Below are 24,609 nucleotides of genomic sequence, written 5' to 3'. Positions count from 1 at the left end.
GCCCTCACCCGCCCTCGGGCGCCATCGCCTCCGCCTCGGCGGTTCCGCCGAGGCGGGTGAGGGCGGCGGCGGTCAGGGCGGTGATCGCGGGCGGGAGTGCGGTACGGATGTCCGGGGCGAAGTGGGGCGAGTGGTTCGGGGGGAGGCCGGCCGCCGCCTCGGCCCACTGCTTCGGGCCCATGACCCCGATCATCCAGTAGACGAGCGGGATGCCCGCTTCGGCGTGGATCCCCGCCCCCGCGTCGCCGAAGAGCGGGAAGTCCTCGGCCGCCATCGACGGTGGCCAGTCACCGACCCGTTCGGGGCCGTACAGGGCGGTGTGGGCGGCGCGGACGGTCCGGGTCGCTTCGGGGTGGCACCACAGGGCGGGCGAGCGGGAGAGCACCGTCAGCTCCGGGTCGCGGGGGCAGGCGGAGGCGGCGCACTCGGCCCGTACGATCCGCTCCACCGCCGCGAGGGCGCGGTCCAGTGCCGCGTCGTCGGCCGCACGGATGCCGATGCCCAGCTCGGCCGTGTCCGGCACCACGTTGACCGCGGTGCCCGCGCGCAGCGTGCCGACGGTCAGGGTGAGCCGGTCACCGGGTGCGGTCTCGCGGGCGACCACGGTCTGGAGGCGGGTGACGACGGCCGCCGCCGTCACCACGGGGTCGACGGTCAGGTGCGGGGTGGCTGCGTGGCCGCCGCGGCCGTGCAGGACGGCGGTCAGCGCGACGCTCGCGGCCGCCACCGGGCCGTGGCCGGTGCCGTGCGCGATCATTCCGGACGGGAGCGGGGCCGCGTGCTGGGCGAGGACCACGTCCGGCCTGCCGAACCGCTCGTACAGGCCGTCCGCCAGCATGGCCCGGGCCCCGGTCAGGGTCTCCTCGGCGGGCTGTCCGACGACCACGGCGGTGCCCCGCCACCGGTCGGCGGTACGGGAGAGGAGGTCCACCGTGCCGGCCGCCGCCGCGAGATGGAGGTCGTGGCCGCAGGCGTGCATGGAGCCGTTGGCGCTGGCGTAGGCGAGGCCGGTGCGCTCGTCCATCGGCAGGGCGTCGAGTTCGGCGCGCAGGTACACGTGGGGGCCCTCGCCGTTGCGCAGGACGCCGACCACGCCGTGGCCGCCCACGTCGCGGGTCACGTCGCAGCCGGAGGCGGCGAGCCGTTCGGCGAGCAGAGCGGCGGTACGGCTCTCCCGGCCGGACGGCTCGGGGTGGCGGTGCACGTCCAGGTAGAGGGTGAGGGCGGGGCGCAGGACCTCTCCCGCCCTGCTCAGGACGGGGTGGGGCGGGAGGGCGGGCGAGGCCATGAGGGCTCCTGTGGAGGGGAGTTAGGGGGTGCTGTCGGGGCGCTGGCGTCGGGTGCCAGCGATGTGCGTGCGCGAGGCGTGCCGAACGGTCAGCGGCACCCGGTGGAATGAGTGGCGTACACCCCAGCAGGCGGCCGCCGGAGACGACGGCACCAACGGAGGAGACCGCATGAACAAGGACCTGAGCACCCTCGCCGACGAGATCCTCGAGCTCGAGGCCGAGACCTTCGAGATCTCCGACTACTCGGACGCCAGCGAGGTCGTGCTCGCCGGTTCCACCAGCACCAGCTCGACCTCGACGTGCAGCTCCACCACCAGCACCACCTCCTGCTCCGCCTGATCCGGCGTCAGCAGCGGTCCCTCGCGCCCGGTACCCGTCTCCCGACGGGTACCGGGCGTTCGCGGTGCTCAGGGGAACGGGTGCGGGACCCGGCGGATCTCGGCGTCGGTCAGATCCGTCGCGCGGTGGCCGCCGCGCCGCAGCGCGGTGCGCAGCCGCGGCATCAGCAGGGCACGCTGCCGGTTCCAGCCGAAGTCGATCGGCAGGAGCCCCGGCACCAGGGTGCTGACCGTGCGCAGCCCCATGCGTTCCTGTTCCGGGGTGGTCTGGTCGACGACGATCACGTCGTGGCCGGCCCCGGTCAGCTCGTCGCGGACGGCCAGGACGTCGTCGAGCAGATCTCCGGTGCGCGGGCGCCCGTCGTCCTGCCAGTCGCGGTAGACCTCGCCGAAGGAGCGGACGGCCGTCGGTTCGAGGTGGCTTCGGGCGTGCTCGGCCATCCGCGGCAGGCCGTAGAGCTGGGCGTGGTCCTTGAGGTGCCTGACCCGGTGGAAGTCGTCGGCCATGGCTTCGAGTTCGCCCCGGCGTTCGATGGTCTGGCGGGACAGGTGCGGGATGTAGGTGAGCACCTCGGACAGTGCGCCCTCGACGGCGGCGAGCGGGTCGAGGGAGGCGGCCGCCGCGAAGGAGAGCATGCCGGGGCCGCCGTCGCGGCGGACGGCCACGGCGGTGACCACGGGCACGGCCAGGTCGATGCGGTTGTCGAGGACATGGACGTCGTAGCCCTGGAGCGCGGCCCGTTCCGCCATGGCCGCGGCGGTACGGCCGCCCACGGTGTCCAGGTCGATCCTGGTGAGGCGGGCCGCGCCGTACCAGGCGTTGAGGAAGGCGTCGCGCTCGACGAGTTCGAGGAGTCCGCCCAGCACCGCCTCCTCCAGACTGCCGCCGATGGCACAGCCGTTGGAGCACTCGAAGACGAAGTTGTCCGCGGCCAGCCCGGCGCTGTAGTAGACGAGGCGGGAGGGCACGAGTACGGGGCGTTCGTCGCGCAGCGACCAGCCCCGCTCCCAGGGGATGGGCCGGTCGGGGTCGAAGGGGTCGACCAGCGGGTCGTCGCGGTAGGTGCGGGGGTCGTAGAAGCCGCAGACGGCGGGGTCGACGGCGTGGGCCGCGAGCTCGTTCCACGAGCCGGTGACCGGGGTCGTCCGGCCGCGGCGGTGGGTTCCGGCGTAGCGTTCGAGGCCTTCGAGGAAGGCCAGGGTGCGGCTGGTGGAGAAGGCGTTCTCCTGGCCGCTCCAGGTGACGTCGTTGAGCCCGGCGTAACCGCGCACGAAGACGCTGCCGGCGACCGGGGCGGTGGTCGGGGAGGTGACGTCGATCCACGTACCGCCGCCGAGGGCGCCGCACACCGGGTTGGCCAGGGCCTCCTCCGGGATCGGGTAGGCGGAGGCGGGGCGCAGCCGGTAGGTGTCCGGGTCCGGCTTGGGCCGCGGGACGAGGGCGTGCGGGGTCGCTTCCGCCGTGCCGGGGCGCGGCGCGCAGTCGGGGCAGAGCGGGTCGGCCAGGAGGGGGAAGGTCCGTATGCGCAGGGTCTTCAGGTCGAGGCGCGACACCTGGGGCAGGGCCCGGTCGGCGCCCTTGGCCGCGGGTGGTACGGCGTCGGGGCTGCCCAGGACCGCCGCGTACAGCGCGGCGACGGCGTCGTGGGTGTGGTCGGTGAGCAGCGGCCACTCCCCCACGGGCCGGGGGCCGTCCGGGCCGCCGGTCTCCAGGGCGTCGCGTTCGCTGCGGCTGCGGAGCCGCTGCCAGCGCATCGCCAGGCAGCGTCCGCAGGCGGGTGCCGTGCCGTCGCCGCCCCAGGGGCCGACGAGTACGGCGGAGGCGGTGAGGTGGACGCGCGCACCGGGGCGGTCGGCGGCCCAGGGGTCGGGCGCGCCCCGGTCGCCGAGGTGGGCGGTGGCGTCGGTGGCGCCGATCGGGACGACGTGGAGGGTGCCGGGGCCCAGGCGGTCGGCGAGGGCGGAGTGCAGGACCGCCCGCGCGCGGTGCATCGGGTGCGGCAGCGGTGGGGCCGGCGGGGGCGGCTGCTGCCGCGTGGCGGTGGTCATGAGGCCTTCGTCCAGCGGAAGGTCCTGATCGCCACGGCGCCGAGGACGAGGGCGAAGACGGCGAGGCCCGCGCAGCCGATCACGACGTCGGAGGAGTCGCCGCGGCCGGTCAGCGCGTGGGACACGGCGTCGTTGAGGTAGCGCAGCGGCATGACCAGGGAGACCTTCTGCAGCCAGGAGGGCATGGCGTCCATCGGGAAGAAGGATCCGGACAGGAAGGCCATGGGGAGCATCAGGAAGTTCGCGACGGCCGCGACGGACTCGGGGGTGTTGGCGAAGGAGCCGATGATCACGCCGAGCAGCAGGAACGTCGTGATGCCCAGGGTCATCACCGGGATCAGGAGGGGCCAGCCGGACGCGGGCTCCAGGCCGAACAGCGGCAGCATCGCCACTCCGACGAACAGCAGCGACTGGACGAGGCCGACGACGAGGGCGAGGGCGTAGCGGGAGCCGATGACGGCGGACAGCGGAGCCGGGGACATCCGTATCAGCCGCAGGATGTCGTCGGTCCGCCACTGCATGAGGGTGAACGCGATGCCGAACACGGCGGCGTTCGCCACCCCCCAGGACAGGACGCCGGCCGCCGTGTAGGAGATGTAGGACAGGCCGCTCTGCTCGACGTCCTGGCCGCGGAAGATAAGGCCGAAGACGACGAGGAAGAGGAGCGGGAAGGCGAAGGTGAAGAAGAGGGTCGTCCGGTCGCGGACCTGGGCGCGGTAGCCCGCCGCGGTCAGTGCGGTGTACGCGCTCATGCCTGCTGCTCCGTTGTCTCGGCGTGGCCGCCGGGGGTCTGCCGGGCCCGGGCGAGCCGGGCGGTGAGGTCGAGGTAGACGTCCTCCAGGCTGGCGGAGCGGGTCTGTACGCCGTCCAGTCCGGTGAGGCGGTCGACGGCGCTGAGCACCCGTCCGGACGTCCGTGTCTCCAGGACGAGGGAGCCGCCCTGGACGGTGACGCGGTCGACGCCGGGTATGGCCGCCGCCTGCTGTTCGTCGAGTCTGCCCAGCGGCAGCATCAGCCGGCTGGGTGCCTCGGAGGCGTCGACGAGGTTGTGCGGGGAGTCGGTCACGGCGATCGAGCCGTCCACGAGGATGGCGATGCGGTCGCACAGTGCTTCCGCCTCGTCGAGGTGGTGCGTGGTGTAGACGATGGTGCGGCCCTCGGCCTTGAGCCCGCGCAGCACCTCCCACAGTGCGCGGCGGGCCTGCGGGTCGAGGGCGGCGGTCGGCTCGTCCAGGAAGATCAGCTCGGGGCCGTGGACGAGCGCGGAGGCGATGGCCAGGCGCTGGCGCTGACCGCCGGAGAGGCTCTCCACCTGTATGTCGCGGTGCTCGGTCAGTCCCACGGAGTCGAGGGTCGCGTCGACTGCCGTCCGGGAGACGCCGAAGAGTGCCGCGACCGTGCGCAGGTGTTCGTGCGCGGTCTGCCGCACGAAGAACGCCGAGGACTGGGTCTGTACACCGAGGCGGGGCAGCAGCGTGGTGTTGCGCGGCCAGGGGGACTCGCCGAAGAGGGCGACGGAGCCCGAGTCGGCCCGGCGCAGTCCTTCCATGATCTCGACCAGGGTGGACTTGCCCGCGCCGTTGGGGCCGAGGAGGCCGAAGAACTCCCCGCGGCGGATCTCCAGGGACACGTCGTCCACCGCCTGCCGGTCTCCGTACCGCTTGGAGACCCCCACCACTTGGACGGCGGCGGACGGGGTGGTGCCTTCGGGGGGTGTGGCTCGCATGGCCTGTACCTCACTCATGTGGTGCGTGGGTCCTTCGGGTCGGGGGTCGGCGGGGACGGGGTGCGGCCGGTTCACCGGAGCAGCAGCAGGAGGACCGCCGTGCAGGTACCGGCCGCGGCGAGGAGGAGCAGGGCCGCCGATCCGATCCCGTACGCCGTGTAGAGGCGGCGGGCCCGGCGGGGGTAGGCGGCGGTGGCCCCGGCCCCGCCCCTGCCCCGGCGCAGCAGCAGGTAGGCGCGGGATTCGGGGGCGAGGTGGGCGACGCCCAGGGCGTGGCCGAGCATCCGGTAGCCGTCCAGGGGCGGGAGGGGGACGAGGTTGCTGAGTCCCTGGACGCCGCCGAGCAGCAGCAGACCGGCCAGCGGCGGCCGGGCGGGGTCGTGCCCCGGGAGGAGCAGCCACCAGAGGGCGAAGGGCAGCAGGAGCAGCAGGTTGACGTAGGCGCCCGCCCCGGCGATCACCAGCTTGGCCCGCCTGCCGGGCAGGAACAGGTAGTTGTCGACCGTGCAGTAGAGCATCGCGGCCGGGAACCTCCAGCGCAGTCCGATCTCGGCGACATGGCCACCGTAGTGCTGGGCCGCGACGCCGTGGGCGAGCTCGTGGAGGGTGATGCTGAACCACAGCAGCAGGGCCACCGCCGCCAGGGCGAGCGGGCTGCGGATCAACTCGGCTGTTCCGTCGAGGAGTTCTCCGGCCCGGAGGCCGAGGACCACCAGCATGGCCAGGACGGCCGCCAGCAGGGGCAGTTGTACGGCGGGGTGGAGCAGGGGCCGCAGGAGCCGGTGCAGCCGGGCGGTGGTCGCGTCGGCGTCGGCGACCATCCGCCGGGTGCCCCGCCAGAGGGTGCCGGTGCGGGGCGGGGCGGGTGGGGCGGGTGGCGGGTCGGGGGCTCCGGACAGCAGGCCCCGCACGCCGAGGAGTCCGAGGAGCCGGTTCCAGTTGTCCTCCGCGAGGCGGCGACCGAAGCGGGTGGCGTACGCGGGGCCGATGTCGTCGAGGTTCCGCGTCCCGTCGAGCCGGGCGATGACGAAGTGCTCCTTGATCCCGACCTCGAACGCGGCGCCGCTGTAAGGATGTTTGACCAGGTGCACGGTGCGGGGGCCGCGCAGCAGGGGCGGGCTGAGCATCACGCCTTCGCGCAGTGCGGGCCGGTAGGCGCGGGCCGCTGAGTGGGCGCCTGCCGCCGGGGCGACGGGGCGGTCGGGGGCGGCGGACCGGTCGGGGGTTGTGGACCGGCCGGGAGTCGCGGACCGGTCGGGGGCGGCGGTCATGCGTGTGCCTCGATGTCGCCGGACCCGTCCGTGTCCCCCGGCCCGTCCGCACCCGCCGCTCCCGTCCCGCTCATGGGCTGCTCGCGCAGCACCTGGCCGAGCACGAAGGACAGGTAGGCCTCGTCGCGGATCGTCACGTGCAGCCGGTTGTTGGTCATGTGCATGTACGGGGACAGCAGCCGCGGCAGGACCGCGGGCACATGGGTGAGCGTTTCCAGCGGGACGGCGTCCCCCTGCTCGGCGCGCTCCTGGCCGGTGTCCTCCCGGGCGGGCCCCTCCCACGCGGGAAAGGCGAGCTCGCCGCGGGTGGCCAGGTCCGCCACCCGCGCACGCAGCTCCAGGCAGTGGGCGGCCCAGCCGCGCAGGAACACGGGCAGCCTCCCCGGCTCGCCGCCCGAGACCGCGGCGTGGATCTCGGCGAACCGGCGGCCCAGCGCGGGCGCCATCTCGGCGTAGTTGCGCTCGTACTCCTGCGAGCCGATGAACCCGGTGCCGGGAAAGGCCCGGTGCCAGAACTCGTAGTAGCCGTCCAGGTAGGCGGCGAGGCGGTCCTTCTCGGGCAGGAAGCAGCTCGCCATCACCATCATCAGCTGGGCGGAGGTGCCGAGCAGCACGGTGCGCAGGTGCAGGTTCATGGTGCGGAAGGCGTCCATGACCAGCTCGCTGGAGTGCCGGAAGTGCCATTCGGCGAGCTCGACCCCGGCGGGCCCGCCGTACTTGGCGTACTCGGGGGCGTAGGCCTCGTACGAGAAGGAGTTGTTCGGCCGCAGGTTCATCCGGCCGTCCTCGCCCATGTACCTGCCCCGGTCCTCCCCGGGGAACTCGATGTCGAACAGGGCGTTGTAGAAGTCCTTGAGGAAGCCGGAGTCGACCTCGTACAGCGCGGGGCGGGTGCGCAGGAACGCTCCGAGGGCCTCCTCGGCCCTGCGGCGGACCTCGGGTGCGGCGGCGGCGCTCGCGGGCCGCAGCCGGAGCCGGACGTGCGGGCCCTCCAGCCAGTAGTTGATGAAGAAGTGGCCGGCCAGCAGTCCCTCCTCCGTGAGCCGGTCCACCAGTGGGCGCACGCAGTCGACCAGCATCGGCCGGGGGCTGGCGGCGTAGAAGACGTGCAGGGCGATCCACTCCCCGTCCGCCGTGCCGGGGGCCGGGCGGGCGGGGCGGGGCGATGTCAGTTCCGGCATGTCGGGCCGTCCTCGGTGCTGGTGCGGAAGGTGAAGGTCTCGACGGCCAGCTCGGCCACATGGCTGCCCCGCTCCGAGGTCAGGTGCAGCCCGTCCTCGGCCGGGAGCATCTCGCGCAGGACCACCCGGGTGCCGGGCTCGCGCTCCACCACGGCGTCGAACGCCGTCAGGGACAGGTGGCTGCCGAAGTCCACGTAGGCGGGCTTGGCCCCGAGGGCCGCCCGGCCGTCGCGGGTCACGGTGGCGAAGACCTGGTCGGGGAGCCGGTGGGTACGGCGCCAGCGCTGCCAGTCCAGGTACCACTCCTCCTCGCCCGTCCCGGGACGGCGCACCGGGAGCGCCGACGCCTCCGCCGTCCAGCTGCGGCGGCTGATCACGACATCCCCGTGGCGCACCCGCGGCCGGCGCGTCACGCCGTCCACGGGCTCGCTCTCGGGGACACCGCCCCAGACGTTCGAGGGGGCCATGGTGCTCGGCGAGAGGAGCAGCAGGGTGCGCGGGATCTCCGGCAGGGCCACGGGCACGAGATAGCCGAGGTAGACGGGGACGACCTCGCACTCCAGCCTGCGGGAGCGCAGGACGAGGCGGTCGGCCTCCTCGTCGTGTTCCAGGTACAGGTCGTCGAGGTGGATCCGGTCGGCCTCGGGGACCGTGCCGGTCTCGCCGGGGCACACGATCTGATGGTCCGTCAGTCGTCCGTGCAGGTTGAGATTGCTGGTGACAGGTCCGCCGGTCAGCTCGGCGAACACCGCCCCTCGCGGCTGCCGGGCGCGGAGCTCCGCGCGCAGCCGGCCGGAGAGCCCGGGGTCACCCGCGTCGCCGGGGCCGTCGTACACATGGGTGAAGCGGCTGAAGGGGAACGCCACTCCCCCGTACGAGCGGTTGAGGACGACCAGGGACTCACCGGGTCGGTCCGGGGCGGGGCGGGACAGCTGGATGTGGTGGCTCTGCGGGGTGAAGTCGGCCGTCAGCGGGGCGAGTTCGCCGGCGACCGATGCGAGCAGTTCCTCGGGCAGCCTGATCTCCCCGGTTCCGTCCGCCTCGGCCCACAGCTTCCGCATACCGGTGACGAACCGGCGGCGGGCGTCGTCCAGTGTCCTGAGCGCGGGCTGCCCGAGCCAGTTCTCCTCCGGCACGTACGTGCCGTCCTCGGCGAAGGCGGCGCGCTTGGAGGTGAAGGAGACGTACTGGTCGAAGAGGTCCTCGTGGAAGTCGTGGACGAGGCCGAGCAGGTCGTCGCACCGGCCGCCGCGCCCGTACCGGGCCACGAAGAAGCCCCTCAGGGTGATGCGCTGGGGCAGTGTCATGTCGAACATCGGCAGCACCCCCTCGACCGCCCGCAGCGCCCGCCCCGTCGCCCCGGTCAGCACGCCGGGGCCGCAGACCAGGCCGTCCCCCGCGCTGACGTCCTCGTACAGCAGGGTCTGCGGGAGCCCGGGATCCGCCGCGCCCAGCTCCCGCTGTGTGTCCAGGAGTTGCTCGCGCAGGGTGCGCAGCAGGGTCCGCCGCTCGTCGACCCCGGCGGCCGGGTACGCCGCCAGGCAGGCGGCCGGGCCGTCCAGGCCCGCCGCCACCCGGTCCGCCCAGGGCGCGCCCAGGCCCCGCAGGGCCTCCTGGAAGGAGTGCAGCGGATCCGGGGTGTGCACGTCGGTGCGCAGGCAGGGCACCTGCACCATGCCGAGCTGGAGCAGGGCCGCGGCGTAGCGTTCGCACTCGGTGCGTTCGGCGCCGTGCTCGGCCCGCAGCCAGTCGACCAGGTCGCGGTGACGGAGGTCCGTGCGGCCGTCGAAGAAGCCGAGGAGCCGTTCCAGGGTGCCGCTGCTGCGGAGGTAGAAGAGCCGGTCGCGCACCGAGTCGAAGGTGACGGCGGCGCTGTCGTCGCCCGCCGTCACCCACTGCCGGACGTAGCGGATCCGGTCGTCGTCGCGGCCCCAGCCGGGGGAGAGCACGACGGGCAGGTCCTGGCGGCGTACGGGGTCCGCGAGGATCAGGTCGGCCAGCCGGCCGAGGGCGACGACGTTGAGGCGGACGTGGCTCGTCCAGTCCTCACCCGTGCGCAGGGCGCTCCGGTCGTCCGCCGGGTCGCCGTCGAAGGTGCCGAGGGCGACGGCCGTGAAGGTGCTGAACGGGCTGGTCTTGCAGGCCGTCCGGTAGAGGTAGGCGAGCGCGGAACGCTCCATCTTCCGCATCCGTTTAGCCGGCTCGTCACCGGTGTCGCGCAGATAGGCGTCGAGCCGGCTGTCGAGCGTCGGCGAGGCCAGCAGCAGCCCCGGTCGGAGGCGTTCCCCGGCCAGGAGCGTGCGCAGTTCGCTCCGGGCGGTGCGCAGTTCGGCGGTGAGCAGCGCGGCACCGCTGTCGCGCAGCTCCGTGAGGCCGGCACGGTCGCGCAGCCACGCGGCGGTCCGGGCACCGGCCTCCGCGTCGAGGCCGGTCACCAGGCGGACGGCCGCACCGGGGTCGGCGGGAAGCCGGTTGTTGAACACCCGGCGGCGCAGCGCCAGCAGCGCCCGCCGGGCGTCGGGGCCGACGGCGTCGGCGGCCCGGACCAGGCCGTGCAGCAGATCGCTGAGGGCGGCGCCGCCCCTACGCAGGCGCTCCTCCCCGTCCAGGACCTCGTCGGCCCAGCGGCGGGTGCCCGGACAGCGCAGGCCGTGCACGCTCTCCACGGGCAGCCCGGCGGCACGGAGCACGAAGCGGCGGCCCGGCTGCCACTCCACGGCGGCGGCCGGGAGCTCGCAGGGCGCTTCGGAACCGGGCGGGACCGGTGTGTCGGACGTCGTGAGTGTCATCGGAAGTCTCCCCCGTCAGGCGATCTCGTGGTGGAAGTCGGCAGGCCCGGGGCGCTCGTGGCCGAGCGGCATGATCAGCAGGGGGGCCTCGTCACCGTCCCCCAGACCGAGCTTCTCGACGAACGAGATGTTGTCGAAGCCCAGGGCCACCCCCGCGCCCAGGCCGAGCGCGGCGGCAGCGACGTAGAAGGTCTGCGCGACGGCGCCCGCGGTGCCGACGGCCAGCCGGTAGCCCCGGTCCCCCACCGCGTCGAGGACGGCGGTGGTGCGGACGGCCGGCACGAGGACGACGCCCGCCTGCTCCAGGTTGTAGTTGGCCAGGAAGTAGTTCTCCTGGAGGAACGCCCCCTGCGGGCCCGCTTCGACGAGCCGCAGGTCGCCCGTGTCCGGGTCGTGGGCGTACGCGCCCGGCTCGATGCCCTCCACGTGGTTGACGAAGGCGTAGAGGGTGGTCAGCCGCACGGTGCCCGCCGGGTCGGCGTCGCCGCCCAGGGACGTCGCCGCGCAGGCCGCCAGGACTGCCGAGAGCTGCGCGGGGGTGACCGGCCGGGCCGCGTCGAAGCGGCCGAAGCTGCTGCGCCGCCCGCGCAGCGCCCGGCGTACCGGCATCTCCGGGAAGGCGGGTGGGGGCAGTGCGGCGCGGGTCCCTCCGGCGGGTGCCGGGCGGGCCGCGGCGGCGGCGAGGGCGCCGGGTGCGGGCCGGTCGGCGGCGCGTTCCACGGTCGCGGCGTGCATGGCGCGCACGGTCGGGAACTCCAGCACGGTGCGGGAGCGCTCGACGTCCCGGTGCCGGACGGCAGGACGGTGCGCGCGGCCGGACCCCGGGGCGGGGGCGGCCGGGGACGGCGCGTCACGCCCGGCCGGGGACGTCCGGCGCGCGGCCGGGTCCCAGTGCAGCGGGACGACGGCGAAGACACCCTCCTCCTCACCGGCCACGCCGAGCAGGCCGTTCAGCCGGGGCTCGTCGAACCAGAGCACCGGCGCCGTCCGCAGCCCGCGGGCACCGGCCCAGATCCGCCAGGTCTGCAGGACGGTGCCGAGGTCCGTGGAGACCACGTGGTACGAGAAGCTGTTGTACTTGAACGCGTTCTGCCAGTACTTGACGCCCAGGACCAGGTACTGGTCGGTGTCCAGCGCCTCGGCCGGCGCGTCCGGTCCCAGCGCCTCGCGCACGCGGCCCGAGACGTCACCGGCCAGCAGCCGCTGCACGGCGTGCCGGTGGACGTCGTAGTAGTGGATGCCCGGGGTGAGCGGCCCGGACGGGCCGCAGGCCCAGTAGATGCTGACGGGATAGAGCCCGCCGCCCCCGGCCGTGCCCCGGGACCAGTTGGCGTGGGTGTAGAAGGGCAGCCCGGACAGGTCGCTGTTGGCCTGGACGCCCAGGCGGCGGCCGGTCAGACCATAGGAGTCCTTGAGCATCCCGGACAGCAGCGGCAGGGTGAATCCCGCCGGGCGGTCGCCCGGCTGTCCGTCCGCCTCGCTCCCGGCGGCCGGGAGCAGGCCCCTGCCGACCGGGGCGCCCGGGAGGCCGTCGCCGTCCGGCAGCGGGTAGGTCTCCGCTCCCGGGTAGAACTTGCCCCTGCGGGGGCCGTCGGCCCAGTCCGGGACGAAGTCGGCGGGCTCCATCGGGATCCGGCCGCGGTGCATGACGGAGTGCGCGTACTCGTGGGCGTACCCCATGGGGTCTCCCCTTTCGGATGGGCGGTCGGTACGGACGTCCGTCACGGGAACGGGTGCGGGGCCGGGTTGAGCCCGTCCGCGGTCAGGTCGGTGCCGCGCAGTCCGGCCTCGCGCAGTGCGGTGCGTGTGCGGGGCATGTGCCGGGCACGCTGCCGGGACCAGCCGAAGTCGATCGGGACCAGGCCGGGCACCAGCACCTTCACGGTGTGCAGACCGAGGACGCGCTGTTCGGGCAGGGTCTGGTCGACGACCACCACGTCGAACCCGGCGGCGGTGACGGCTCCCACCGCGCGCAGCAGGTCCTCCCGCAGGTCGGGACTGACGGCGGCGCCCGTCGCGTCCGGCCACCGCAGGCCCGCGACATCCACGGCCGGGCGCGGGTCGGGCTGCCGCAGCAGGAAGTCGGCGTGCGCGCCCATCTCCGGGACGCCGTAGACGAGCGGGTGGTCGTGGAGGCTCGTGACCTGGTCGAAGTCCTGCGCCAGGGCGCGCAGCCGGGTCTCGTCGCGCCGGGTCCGGCCGACGAGGTTGACGGAGTCGGTGGCGATCTCGCAGAGGGCCGAGTCCAGGGCCGACTCGGGGTCGAGTCCGGCGCCCGCCCCGAAGCACATGCGGCCGATGCCTCCGTCGAGGCGTTCGGCGACGGCGGTGACCACGGGGACGGGGAAGCTGACGCGGGTGTCGAAGAAGCGGGCCCGGTAGCCGTACATGGCGAGCCGGTCCACCATGTGCCGGGTGCCGGGGCGGGCGCTGGTCGCCGGGTCGATCTCGGTCAGCGGCACCTGCCCGTACCAGGCGAGCAGGAAAGCGTCCCGTTCGACGACCTCCATCAGCCCGAAGTAGACGGCCTCCTCCGGGCTGCCGCCCGAGGCGCAGCCGTTGGAGCTCTCCTGCACGAACCGGTTCTCCAGGCCGGGTGCGTGGTAGTAGGCGAGGATCTCGGGGACCGGGCGCGGCCGGGCGTCGCGCAGCGACCAGCCCCACACCCAGGGGATCTCCCGGTCGGGGGTGAAGGGCCGCACCCGGGGGTTGGCCCGGTAGAAGTCCTCGGAGTAGAGGCCGGTCAGGCGGGGGTCGACGGCGTCCGGCCCGAGGTCGTCCAGGGAGGCGACGAGACCGGTGGTCCGGCCGCGGGCGCGCATTCCCGCGTAGCGCTCCAGTCCTTCCAGGACGCCGATGCGCAGGCTGTGCGCGTAACTGTCCGCGTGGCCGCCCCAGAAGGTCTCGCGCAGGTAGGCGCCGGAGCGGGTCGAGAAGCAGCCGACGGTCGCGGAGGTCGTGGTCGACGCGACGTCGCAGATGACGGACGGTCCGAGCGCCCCCCAGTGCGGGTTGGCGAAGGCGTCCACGGGCAGCCGGTAGTCCTCGACCCGGCGGACCCGGAAGGCGCCCGGCCGGTACTTGGGCGCGGGCCGCAGGGTGAGCGCGGCGCCCTCGGCCGTGTCCGGCCCGGGCGCACCGCAGGCGGGGCACTCCGGGTCGGGCACCAGCGGGTGACGGCGTACGGTCATGGCGTCCAGGTCCAGCAGGTGCACCTCGGGGTAGGGGGCGCCGTCGGCGTCCGGCCGTGCGGCCTCCTCGGCGACGGCGGCCATCAGCGCGGCCACGGCGGTGGCGGCGAACGGGGTGGCGTACGGCCAGGGGGCCACCGACCGGGTGCCGGAGCCGAGTTCGAGTCCTTCGCGCAGGGGCACGGAGCGCACCCCCTGCCACCGCCGCTCCAGGCAGGTCCCGCATCCCGCGTCCCGTCCGGCCGCGGGCCACGGCCCGACCAGCACCTGACGCCCGTAGAGGCGTACCGGTACGTACTCCCGGGATGCAGCGGGAGCGGTGTACGCGTCCCTGACACCCAGGGCGCCCACCGCCGGGGCGGGGGCCGGTCCGGTGCGGACCTCTTCCAGGGCTTCCCGCAGGGCACCGGCGAACCGGCGGGCGGACTCCGCCCGCGCGGCCGCCTCCCGGGGCGGATCCGCCCGTCCGGGGCGGGCCACGGTCTCAGCGTGCATCGGTGGCCACCGTGAGCAGGACGCGGACGGTGTGGATGCCGGCGGTGGGCAGGTCCGCCGCGTGCGTCGGCACGACGAGCGCGTCCCGTCCGCCGTCCGCGAGGCGCTCCAGGATCCGGGTCCAGTCCGTGGGCTCCCCGGACGCGGCTGCGGCGGTCGCGGTGACCGGGACCAGGGCGGCGTCGAGGTCACGCAGCAGCGGGTCGCCGGTGTCGGGCGCGCCCAGGCCCTCGGCGGCCAGCTGCACCTGACCGAGCAGGTCGCGCAGGGCGTCGACGGCGGCGGCCCCGAGGTCCAGGGCGGCGCCCACGGCCCAGCGTGCGGGCGTCCCGTCCCCGCCGGTCCGGGCGAGGACGACACAGGCGCCGGAGTGCGCACGCTCCCCGAGGTCCAACAGGTCGACGGTGATGCCGAGATGGCCCGCGGACCGCAGCAGGAAGGTCACCTCGGGGTCCTCGCCGAGGGCCGGGGGCGGGATCACCGCTGTGTCCCCGGCGCCCCTGACGGCCCGTCGGAGGGCGTCGTGGGCGAGTGCCGACAGGAGGCCCGCCGCGGCGGCCTCCGGCAGGTCCGCGCCCGCGCCCGCACCGGCGCGGGTCGGCTCGAACCGGCGGTCACGGTTGTCCGGGCCGAACGGGCGTACGGCCCCGGCGGGCACCCGTACCTGTTCCTTCGTCACGAGCGAGGTGGCCGGCACCCATGCGGTGGTCCCGTCACCGCCGGTGCCCGACGCGATCGTCAGCACGGCGGGGCCGCCCCCGGGCAGCGCCCCGGCGGGTGCGTCCGCCGCCGGGGCCGCGGGCACCACGTGTTCGGCGTAGAGGACGGCGGCGGCGTTCAGTGCGCGCAGCCGGGCGCCGGCGGTGTGGTGGACGTCGAAGGCGGTGACGGTCCGGGTGACTCCGGGGCCGAGGCCGAGCACGACGGACCCCACCTTCAGGGGTGTCTGCGTCAGCGGTTCGTCCGCGTACCGGGTGAAGACTCCGGTGTGCGGGCGGACCAGCGCCGAGCGGCGCTCCAGCTCGGCCAGGGGGCCCTCGGCCGCTTCGTCGTCGGGGGCGGTGGCGACCGTCGGCAGGAACGCCGGACGGGCCGGGGCGGACGCCAGGTCGACGGGTTCCGGGCCGCCCGCGAGGGTCCGGCCGGCACAGAACGGGCAGCGCGGGTGGGGCAGCAGCGGTTCCGAGGCGACGTCGAAGGACGCCATGTCCTGGATCAGCACCTGTCCCCGGGTCTCGGCCGGCAGCGCACCGGTGACCAGGCGGAACACCTCGTAGCCGAGCAGGTTGCCGAGCATCGCGGCGAGCGGGCCCGCGGGCTGCTCGCCGGAGGTGCCGGTGCCCAGGGCCAGACCGCTCCACAGGTCCGCGGCGGCGCTCGGCTCGCTGTCCCCCGCACCGCCCAGCCGCAGAGCGGCGCAGGACCAGCAGCCCGCCGCGTCCGGGGTCATCACGGGCCCGACCACGGCCCTGCGGCCGAACGTCCAGGCGGGGAGCAGCGTGCGGCCCTGCGGAACCCCCTCGCGCAGCAGCGCCAGCACGGTCCGGGGGACGTCGGGGCCGGACGCGGCCACGACGACGTCGTAGCCCTCGTACGCCGCCCAGCCGGGCGGTGGCGAGCCGGCCTGCCGTGCCGGGAGCAGGGTCGTCTCGACGGGGCAGTCGTGCTCCGCGAGCTCCGCCGCCTCCTGGTGGATCGCCTCGAACTGCTGGGACGTCACGCCTGCGGAGCCGTCCGCGAGGGCGGCGTCGAAGGCGACGGCCGCGCAGCCGTTGCGTATCAGGGACAGCACGCACCAGCGGGCGACGGGGCCGTCGCCGAGGACGGCGACCCGGGTGGCGCGGAAGCGTGCGAAGCGGGCCTCGGCGGCGTCGGCGTAGTGGTCCACGTACGCGATCTGCTGCGCGAAGCGGGAGGCGACGGCCGGCACGGTCACGAGGGCGCCGTCGGCCTCGTCCGGCGCCGGGACCGGCCGGGCGAAACCACGCGCGTAGAGCGCTTTCACGAGTTCGCCCACCATGGCCTTCTGGCGTTCCCCGAACCCCTGGCAGATCTCGTCGACGGAGCTGCTGCCGTCCAGGTGCGGGACGAGCAGGGTGGCGAAGCGGTAGGCGGACGGGGAGGTGAGCTGGAAGCCGCCGTCGGCGTTGTGGAAGATCACGCCGTCGGGTGTCTGGGTGAACAGGACGTCGCGGCGGACCCGGGGTCTGGTTCCGGCGGTCTCTGCGTACGGTGTCGTGGCCATGCGTGCGTCACACCTCTTGGTCTGGGGTCGGACGGGGCGGCCCGGGGTCTGGGCCCGTACAGGGGCTGGGCGAGGTGGTGCGGGGCGCGGGACGGCGTGCGGGCCGTCAGCGCAGGGCGGCCGGCGGCCGGTCGGCCGGCTGCCGGCTCTCCTCGCGGCGGGGCGGGCGGAGCACGGTGGGCTGATGCGCGGTCCGGGGCGCGGCCCGGCGGGCGTGCGCCCGCAGGAGTTCGTGCATCCGGAACGCTCCGGGCGGGCCCTCCTCCAGCAGGCCCGCGTCGAGGAGCTGTTCCATCACCGCCTCCGCCGTCTCCTCCGGCATGCCGAGGACGTCGGCGGCCCGCCCGGGGGTCAGGGGGAGGTGGGCCGTCGCCCCCAGCCGGAGGTGGGCGTCGGCCAGCGGAGGGGGCAGCCGGTGCAGCGCCCCGTCCAGCAGGAGGGGCACGGACATGCGGGGGTCGTCGGCCAGCGTCAGCCGGGCGGGCAGATCGTGCCGCAGCCAGTCGGCGCAGTCGGCGATCCGCAGCCGGGGCCTGGTGAGCAGGCGGGCGGCGGCGATCCTCAGGGCGAGCGGGAAGTGGCCGCACAGGGAGGCCAGTCGCCGGGCCGCCGAGGGCTCGGCACCGACGCGTTCACCGCCCAGGACGGCGGTCAGCAGCGCGTGGGACTCCTCGGGTTCGAGGGCGCCCAGCCGGAACACGGCACCGCCGTGCGTGGCGACGAGTGCGGCCAGCCCCATCCGGCTCGTCACGATCGCCGCGCCGCCCGTGTTGGCGGTCAGCAGCGGACGCACCTGGTCGGGGTGGACGACGTCGTCGAGGACGAGGAGGCGGCCGCGTCCCTCGCCCGGCCGGGCGGGCCGGGCACGGCGCAGTTCCTCGGCCGCCTCCTCCGCCGGGAGCGCGGTGCCGTCGGGGCGGGTCAGTGGCAGCAGCAGGCAGCCCTCGGGATAGTGCCCGCCGGCCAGGTGCGCCGCGTGCAGGGCCAGGGCCGTCTTGCCGATGCCGGGAGCCCCGGAGAGCACCACGACCGACGTCCCGCACTCCTGACGTCGCGTCAGCAGTGTTACCAGCGCGTCCACTTCGGCTTCCCGCCCGGTGAAGCAGGGTACGGCGGGCAGGGGTGCGCCGGGGGCCGGCGGAGCGGCGGCCGGCCGCCGCTCCCCGCCCGTGGTTCCGCCCTCCGGGGAGGCGTCCCGGGGCTCCGGGAGGGCGGGCGGCGCGAGGGAGACCGGGGCACGCCCGGTGTCGAGGGTCCCGAGGTCGTCACCGCGCAGGATCGCCAGCTCCAGCCGCTGCAGGTCCGCCCGGGGGTCGACGCCCAGTTCCTCCCGGAGACGGCCCTTGACCCTGCGGTACTCCGCGAGGGCCTCGGTCTGCCGGCCCGTCCGGTACAGGGCCAGCATCAGTTGCTCGGAAAAGCGCTCATGGGCGGGGTATACGCGCGTAACCTCCCAAAGATCGACGAGTATCTCGCGGCAGCGCCCGTGCTCCAGCTCGATGTCGCCGACCCTCTCCAGCACCCTCAGCCGCTCCTCCGCGAGCCTCGGCACCTCGTCGCGGTGGAGCAGGTCGGAGGGGACGTTGGCGAGCAGCGGCCCCTGCCACAGTGCGAGGGCGGCCCGCAGCGTGTACAGCTCGGGCTCCTCCCCCGACCCGGCCGCGCGGTCGACGAGCTGACGGAAGTGCAGCAGATCGAGCGTCCCGGCGTCCGCCCGGACGCGGTAGCCGCCGGCGACCGCCGTGACGGCCTGGTCCTCGATTCCGTACTTGGCGAAGATCCGGCGCAGGCGCAGGACACAGCTCTGGAGCGCCGCCTTCGCCGTAGCGGGCTGATCCTCGCCCCACACCACACCGCGCAGATGATCGGTGGAGACCACCGAGCCCGGGCGGATGAGCAGCGCGGCCAGCAGAGCGGTCGGTTTGGACGGCGGGAGCACGACCACGTCCCGTCCGTCGGTGATGCTCAAGGGCCCGAGCAGTTGGAATCGCACCGTCGTCCGCCCTTCCTCCCTGGGGTTCTCCACGTCCGGGTCGAGCCGCACGGGTGCCGTGCCTACTGCCAGCCGAAGTCGTGGGGGTCGTGGCCGGGTCTCGGCATCTCGGGGCGGGCCGGGGGCTGCGGCGGGCAGGGGGTGGTGTGGGTGGCAGAGACGCGGACCTCCGCGGCCTGGGCGGGCACGGCGAAGGCGCCGAGAGCGGCGCCGGCCAGCACCAGGGCACCGAAGGCCAGACAGGAGGCACGGTGGACATGAATCATGTGAGGAGCCCTTCCAACCATCTGTGGGGACCGGTGGACAGCATGGTGAGTTTTGTACGGAAGTGACGACACGGTGAAGGCAAGACCGGTGGACCGATGGGGCCATGGCCCTTTCCGTCCAGAGGCCCGTCGGGATCCTGCCCGAATCCGGTCCGCGTCCTGCCCGGAATCCGTCCGCTTTCCGTACAGACCCTGTACAGCCGCCGTACGGATTCCCCGCGATGCCCGGCGCGGGCCGCTTCGGCCCCATGTCCGAAGCGGCCCGCGCGTGCCATGATCTTCACTGGGGTCTTTCGTTCGGGCGGGGCCGGATCGGAGGGTCGGGATCCGCGCCGTGCGACCGCCGGCAACGCGGCGAGGCGCGGTGCCGGGACACGTCAGCCCGGCACGATCCGACGGAACACCCCAGGCGTCATCGGAGGGACGACGAGCGCTGCCCGCGTCGAGCAGTGGGACCGGAGCAGGCGCCTGTGTCGTGACGAGGGGGGACGATGCTCGACCGGTTGGGTCTGGACCCGCTGACGGAGACGGTGTACCGGGCGATGCTCGGCAGCCCCCTGGCGACCCCGGAGGAGCACCGCGCACGGCTGGGGCTGACCACGGATCAGCTCGACAGGGCCGTCGGCCTGCTGCGCGGCCTGTCGCTGGTCCGCCCGGCGGCGGACGGGGACCCGCAGCGGATGCACGTGGTCAATCCCCGGCTGGGCCTGGAGCTGCTGCTGGCCCGGCAGCGGGCCGAGCTCGCCGCCCGCAGGCAGCGGATGGAGGAGGGCGAGGCGGCGGTCGCCGAGCTGCTCAGCGAGTTCACCCCCGCCCATCCCGTGCCCGGCGAGTCCCCGGTGGTCCACCTGGACGGCGTGGACCACGTCCGGGACTATCTGGCCCGGCTGCACGACGAGGTGGAGGACGAGATCCTGACCTTCGCCACGGGCGGGGCGCAGACCGAGGAGAACATGCGCGCCTCCCGGCCGCTCAACCAGCGCCTGCTGGCCCGCGGCGTCCGGATGCGTACGGTCTACCTCGACAGCATCCGCAATCACGCCCCCACGGTGGCGCACGTCAAGTGGCTGTCGTCGATCGGCGGAGAGACACGCACCGCCCCCTCCCTCAGCACGCGCATGATCATCACCGATCACCGGCTCGCCCTGGTGGCCCTGGACGACCAGGACTCCTCGCTGGGCGCGCTCGTCGTGTCGGGCCGGGGGCTCATCACCGCCCTGGAGGCGCTGTTCGAGAGCGTGTGGGGGCGCGCCCAGCCGCTCGGCCCGGCCGAGAAGCACGAGGCGTGCTCGCTGACCCGTCAGCAGGACGAGGCCCTGAGGCTGCTGGCGCGGGGTTACACGGACGAGGCCATCGCCAAACGTCTCGGCGTCTCCCCGCGCACGGCCCGCCGCATCGCCACCGGCCTCATGGGCCACCTCGACGCCCGCAGCCGCTTCCAGGCGGGTGTCCACGCGGTGCAGCAGGGCTATCTGCCGACCGGGGGCCCCACCCCCTGAGACACGGGGGCGGGGCCGGCCCGTGGGCACCGCATCCCCGCGGTCAGTCGGGCAGCGGGACGCGGATGACGGGGTCGAAGGGGTGCTTGTTGAAGCCGGTACGCAGATTGCGGCACTCCGGCGCCTTGCACATGAAGAACTCCTCGACGCCCCTGCGGCCCGTGCGGTTCTTCAGCCAGTCCTTCTCGGTGACGGTGAGGGACCGGTGCTCCTCGTCGGAGCCACAGGTGTAGCAGTACATCGCGCGAGATGGCATGAAACCTCCTGATACGGACGGACAAGCCGGTCAGGAGCATACGGATAAACAGTGCGGGCCGGACAGTACGTCACCCACCCGCACACAAGAACGACCCCGTCCCCCGTGCGAGGGACGGGGGACGGGGGACGGGGGACGGGGCCGGGGGGCGGGGCCGGGGACGCTCGGCGCGTCAGTTCGCGCCCGCGCCTCCGAGGCTCTTGAGGAACTTCGCGGCGACGGGGCCCGCGTCGGCACCACCGGAGCCGCCGTCCTCCAGCATCACGCACCACGCGAGATCACTGTCGCCCTGGTAGCCGATCATCCAGGCGTGGGTGCGCGGCGGCTTCTCCTCGCCGAATTCGGCCGTACCGGTCTTGGCGTGCGGTTCCCCCGGCAGCCCTGTCAGGGCCTGCCCCGCCCCGTACGTCACCGTCGCCCGCATCATCTCCCGCAGCGAGCCGACGACCGCCGGGTCGAGCCGCGCCGCCGCCTCGTGCTTCTTCTTGACCGCCTCGGGGACCAGCACCGGCTGCTTGAAGGTCCCCTCCTTCACCGTCGCCGCGATGGAGGCCATCACCATCGGGGACGCCTGCACCCGGGCCTGGCCGATCGTCGACGCCGCGAGGTCGTTGTCCGAGGTGTTCACCGGGACCGAGCCGTCGTACGTCGTGTAGCCGACGTCCCAGACGCCGCCGATGCCGAAGGCCTCCGCCGCGTCGTGCAGGGCCGACCCGCCGACCTTGCCGCGGTTCTCCACGAACATGGTGTTGCAGGACTTGGCGAAGGAGTCCCTGAAGGTCGAGCCGGCCGGCAGGGTGAACTGGTTCTGGTTCTCGAACTTCTGTCCGTCGACATGGGCGAACTTGGGACACTTCACCACGTCGGTGGGCTTCAGGCCCGCCTTCAGCAGCGCGGCAGCCGTGACGACCTTGAAGGTCGAGCCCGGCGGGTACTTCCCGGCCAGGGCGCGGTTCAGCCCGCCCGCGGGCCGGTTGGAGACAGCCAGGATGTTGCCGGTGGAGGGTGCGACGGCGACGAGTGCCGCGTTCACCTTCAGGCCGTCCAGGGCCTCCGCGGCCGCGGTCTGCACCTTCGGGTCGATGGTGGTCCTCACCGGCTTGCCGGGCTTCGCCGTGCTCCTGGTGAGGGACGCCTGCGCCTGGCCCGACTGCCGGTCGGCGACCACGATCTCGCTGGTGGCACCGGTGCCGCCGCGCAGTTGCTTGTCGTAGCGGGCCTCCAGACCGAAGGCGCCCTTGCCCTGCTCGTCGACGGAACCACGCAGCGAGGCGGCCTGCAGGTCGTCGCCGTTGGTGTCCAGGACGGCGGCCCGCTCGGCCACCGCCTTCAGCGCGAGCGTCTGCCCGGGCTTCAGCCGGGGGTGGATCGTCGGCGAGTCGAACACGACGGTCCAGGCATCCGCCTTGCGGACGACCGTGGCCTCGGAGTCGTAGCGGAAGACACCGACCGCGGGAATGCTGAGCTTCGCGGTATAGGGGACGGCGACGTCGCCCTTGTCGTTCTTCTTGCCCTCCCCCGCCGCGAGCACCGTCTTCGTCGGCTTGAGGTTGGTCATCACCGAGGTGAGCAGGGACTCCGCGTTCTCCGGCGAGTCGGACAGCGCGCCGGCGTCCGCGGACTTGCCCGCGGCCCAGGCGTCGAGGAACTTCTGCAGCTGCGCCGTGGCGGCCACGATCTCCGGATCCTTGTCCGGACCGTCGTCGGACCACGCCTGGTAGCCCCACCACCCGGCGCCCCCGGCCAGGACGACGGCCGCGGCCACGCCCAGCACCGGTCCTCTGCCCCGGCGGCGGGAACTGCGGTGGTCATGACGTGCCATGCGTTGCAGCGTGGGGTCGGACACTCTGGGTTGTCTCCTCGTCTGGCGCAGACGTCTCTCCCGCGACCGGACCGTCTCCGGTCACCTTCCGACACGCTAACCGCTGCTCCCCGGCGTCGGGCTACCACAGAGAGTGTGCGGAGAGCGAGCCGAGAGCGGGCGGAGAGGGGGAAGGACATGGCGGAGCCGGCCCGTGGCACACCGCCGGAGCGGTGTGCCACGGGCCGGCGCTGTGCGGCCCGCCCGGGCGGGCCGCTCCGGTCAGGCGCGCGGCGTGAAGGAGATCACGTCACCCGCGTGCTCCCCGCCGGACAGCTGCCCGTAGCGGTCGGTGCGGATGTAGACCCGGTGCAGCCACCGGTCCTCCCCGTCCCAGCGCGGGGTGAACGGCGTACGGGCGTGCGTGGTGCGGAAGTTGTCGACGATCAGGACGTCTCCCGGGATCAGGTGCACCGCCTCGGTCGCCTCGTCCAGCGCCTTGGAGAGCGCCGCCACGGCTTCGACGTCCCGGGGGTCCTCGGGGGCGAGGAGCTCACGGTCGTATCCGAGGAGCGGGTCCTCCGCGTTGCCGTACAGGGGCTTGACCTGGGCTATCGCCCCCGGGTCCTCGACACCGCCGCGGAAGGCGACATCGACGCAGCACGGCATCTTGCGGTCGAAGAGGTGCTCGCGGAACCCCTCGGGCACCAGGGGCAGCGCCTTGCGCACCGACCCGACGAGGGTGGCGGCCCGGCGCTCGTGGTCGGCCCGGGAGCAGGCGAGCATGACGTAGTTGGGCTGGAGGCTGTGGTAGGCCATCTCCGTGTGGAACTCCAGCAGGGTCTCGGAGGTCTCCGAGGAGAGGTGGTGCGCACCGGGCGACGGGTACACGTCGTGGTAGACGGTGCCGCTGCGCAGCTCCGCGTACCCGGTGTGCAGACCGAGCCTGCGTCCGACGATGCCGAGCATCGCCTCCATGGTGAGGAGGGGGCGGTCCACCGGCGCCGGGGTGGACTCCGGTGTGCGCGGCAGGTCCTCGGCGGCTTCCACGGGCAGCCCGCGCAGCAGCAGGTAGCCGTCCTCGTTACCCCTTTCGTTGAAGGAGTCCAGGGCCTCGGCGAGGGACGGCGGCAGGTCGCCGGCGGCGTCCAGGGCGGCGTCCAGGAAGCCTCGCAGGTCCTGGCGGGGAATCGTGGGCAGCCTGGTGACGAGGTCCAGAAGTTCGTCGCGGAGTGCAGTGCAGTCGATGACGGTCACGCGAGGTTCCTTCCTTTGGTGTGGGCGCGGGCGTACTGGAACAGCAGTTCCGCGCCGATCTCGGTCGCCAGGACGGAGGTGATCCCGGCGTGGTCGTACGGGGGCGAGACCTCCATGACGTCGAAGCCGACCGGCCGCAGCTCGCCGACGCAGCGCAGCAGGGCCAGGACTTCGCGGGAGGACAGCCCGCCGGGCGCGGGGGTTCCCGTGCCCGGGGCGAAGGCGGGGTCGGCGACGTCGATGTCGACCGACACGTAGACGGGCCGGTCGCCGATGAGCTCCTTGACCAGCGCGTGGATCCCGGCGGTGCCGGTCTCCACGAACTCGTCGGCGGTGACGATGCGCACGCCCTTCCCGCGGGCGAAGTCCAGCGAGTCGGGCTGGGGGTTGTGGCCCCGGATCCCGATCTGCACGGTGCGCTGCGGGTCGATGAGCCCTTCGTCGATGGCGTGCCGGAAGGGCGTCCCGTGGTGGAACTCCCCGCCGTAGAAGGCGGGGTTGGTGTCGGAGTGCGCGTCGAGGTGGACCACGGCGACGGGGCCGTGCTGCTCGGCCACGGACCGCAGGGCGGCCAGGGTGAGCGAGTGGTCGCCGCCGAGCATCAGGAAGGCGGCGTTCTCCTTGAGGAGGTCGCGCAGATGCCGGTGCGCGGTCTCCATGGCGATGTGCATGTTGAACGGGGTGAGGTCGATGTCCCCGCCGTCCACACAGTCGATGAGTTCGAAGGTGCCGGGACCCCGGTCGATGCCGACCCCGTGGATCAGGCCGGACTCGTTGCGGATCGCCCGGGGGCCGAAGCGTGCCCCCGGACGGTAGCTGGTCCCCCCGTCGTAGGGGGCGCCGATGACGACGACGTCGCGCCCGCGGGGGCGTGGGTCGTGGGGTAGACGCATGAAGGTCGGGATCTGCGCGTAGCGGGGCGAGATCGTGGTGTCGACGCGTTCCACGGCGCTGTCACTCCTC

General features: G+C 74.0%; 18 protein-coding genes. 2 read left to right on the top strand and 16 right to left on the bottom strand.

The window, feature by feature from the left end:
- Positions 1–4: 4 nt before the first annotated feature.
- Entirely contained in the window at positions 5–1,288 is a 1,284-nt protein-coding gene (locus tag OG927_RS25710; RefSeq protein ID WP_330320845.1) for an amidohydrolase, read from the bottom strand.
- Between the two features lie 169 nt (positions 1,289–1,457).
- On the opposite strand from OG927_RS25710, the gene OG927_RS25705 reads away from it, so the two are divergent.
- A complete protein-coding gene (locus OG927_RS25705; RefSeq protein ID WP_030757923.1) occupies positions 1,458–1,628 on the top strand; it encodes a thiazolylpeptide-type bacteriocin in 171 nt (56 codons plus the stop codon).
- A gap of 68 nt (positions 1,629–1,696) precedes the next feature.
- On the opposite strand, the gene OG927_RS25700 is transcribed toward OG927_RS25705, so the two are convergent.
- From OG927_RS25700 to OG927_RS25650, 11 genes are all read right to left on the bottom strand, one after another.
- Positions 1,697–3,676: a TOMM precursor leader peptide-binding protein gene (locus tag OG927_RS25700; protein WP_242413157.1), complete on the bottom strand. Its 1,980-nt coding sequence runs from the start codon at positions 3,674–3,676 to the stop codon at positions 1,697–1,699.
- Positions 3,673–4,428 (bottom strand): ABC transporter permease, encoded by a 756-nt coding sequence (locus tag OG927_RS25695; RefSeq protein WP_056789625.1) that lies wholly within the window; start codon positions 4,426–4,428, stop codon positions 3,673–3,675. Before OG927_RS25695 ends, OG927_RS25700 begins: the two co-directional genes overlap by 4 nt.
- Complete coding sequence (locus OG927_RS25690) at positions 4,425–5,420, bottom strand: ABC transporter ATP-binding protein (protein WP_330320844.1); 996 nt, start codon at positions 5,418–5,420, stop codon at positions 4,425–4,427. Before OG927_RS25690 ends, OG927_RS25695 begins: the two co-directional genes overlap by 4 nt.
- 53 nt (positions 5,421–5,473) lie before the next feature.
- Positions 5,474–6,529, bottom strand: coding sequence for a M50 family metallopeptidase (locus OG927_RS25685; protein ID WP_330321355.1), 1,056 nt, complete (start codon positions 6,527–6,529; stop codon positions 5,474–5,476).
- A 140-nt stretch (positions 6,530–6,669) separates the two neighbouring features.
- Positions 6,670–7,854, bottom strand: coding sequence for a lantibiotic dehydratase C-terminal domain-containing protein (locus OG927_RS25680; RefSeq protein WP_330320843.1), 1,185 nt, complete (start codon positions 7,852–7,854; stop codon positions 6,670–6,672).
- Complete coding sequence (locus tag OG927_RS25675) at positions 7,842–10,643, bottom strand: lantibiotic dehydratase (protein ID WP_330320842.1); 2,802 nt, start codon at positions 10,641–10,643, stop codon at positions 7,842–7,844. The genes OG927_RS25680 and OG927_RS25675 overlap by 13 nt, the downstream gene beginning before the upstream one ends.
- 15 nt (positions 10,644–10,658) lie before the next feature.
- Entirely contained in the window at positions 10,659–12,323 is a 1,665-nt protein-coding gene (locus OG927_RS25670) for a nitroreductase family protein (protein WP_330320841.1), read from the bottom strand.
- Between the two features lie 41 nt (positions 12,324–12,364).
- Positions 12,365–14,329: a TOMM precursor leader peptide-binding protein gene (locus OG927_RS25665; protein ID WP_330320840.1), complete on the bottom strand. Its 1,965-nt coding sequence runs from the start codon at positions 14,327–14,329 to the stop codon at positions 12,365–12,367.
- A complete protein-coding gene (locus OG927_RS25660; RefSeq protein WP_056789823.1) occupies positions 14,319–16,574 on the bottom strand; it encodes a TOMM precursor leader peptide-binding protein in 2,256 nt (751 codons plus the stop codon). Before OG927_RS25660 ends, OG927_RS25665 begins: the two co-directional genes overlap by 11 nt.
- A gap of 106 nt (positions 16,575–16,680) precedes the next feature.
- Positions 16,681–18,567, bottom strand: coding sequence for an AfsR/SARP family transcriptional regulator (locus OG927_RS25655; protein ID WP_330321354.1), 1,887 nt, complete (start codon positions 18,565–18,567; stop codon positions 16,681–16,683).
- A 62-nt stretch (positions 18,568–18,629) separates the two neighbouring features.
- The gene (locus OG927_RS25650; RefSeq protein WP_056789599.1) at positions 18,630–18,833 is read right to left on the bottom strand and encodes a hypothetical protein; all 204 of its coding nucleotides are present in this window, start codon (positions 18,831–18,833) and stop codon (positions 18,630–18,632) included.
- 491 nt (positions 18,834–19,324) lie between these two features.
- Between OG927_RS25650 and OG927_RS25645 the strand changes: the two genes are divergently transcribed.
- Positions 19,325–20,332 carry a helix-turn-helix domain-containing protein gene (locus OG927_RS25645; RefSeq protein WP_056789596.1) on the top strand — a complete coding sequence of 336 codons (1,008 nt, stop codon included), beginning with the start codon at positions 19,325–19,327 and terminating at the stop codon, positions 20,330–20,332.
- A 43-nt stretch (positions 20,333–20,375) separates the two neighbouring features.
- On the opposite strand, the gene OG927_RS25640 is transcribed toward OG927_RS25645, so the two are convergent.
- From OG927_RS25640 to speB, 4 genes are all read right to left on the bottom strand, one after another.
- Positions 20,376–20,588, bottom strand: a complete 213-nt coding sequence (locus OG927_RS25640; RefSeq protein WP_056789593.1) for a hypothetical protein — start codon at positions 20,586–20,588, stop codon at positions 20,376–20,378.
- 172 nt (positions 20,589–20,760) lie between these two features.
- Positions 20,761–22,410 (bottom strand): penicillin-binding transpeptidase domain-containing protein, encoded by a 1,650-nt coding sequence (locus OG927_RS25635; RefSeq protein WP_164494112.1) that lies wholly within the window; start codon positions 22,408–22,410, stop codon positions 20,761–20,763.
- A gap of 261 nt (positions 22,411–22,671) precedes the next feature.
- Positions 22,672–23,646 (bottom strand): clavaminate synthase Cs1, encoded by a 975-nt coding sequence (cs1, locus tag OG927_RS25630; protein WP_056789590.1) that lies wholly within the window; start codon positions 23,644–23,646, stop codon positions 22,672–22,674.
- Positions 23,643–24,593, bottom strand: coding sequence for an agmatinase (gene speB, locus OG927_RS25625; RefSeq protein WP_124280905.1), 951 nt, complete (start codon positions 24,591–24,593; stop codon positions 23,643–23,645). The genes cs1 and speB overlap by 4 nt, the downstream gene beginning before the upstream one ends.
- Positions 24,594–24,609 lie beyond the last annotated feature (16 nt).

The organism is Streptomyces clavifer (genome assembly GCF_036345975.1).
Taxonomy (GTDB): Bacteria; Actinomycetota; Actinomycetes; order Streptomycetales; family Streptomycetaceae; genus Streptomyces; species Streptomyces clavifer.
Note: the sequence above shows the minus strand (reverse complement) of the source record. Positions and strands in the feature narration are given on the sequence as shown.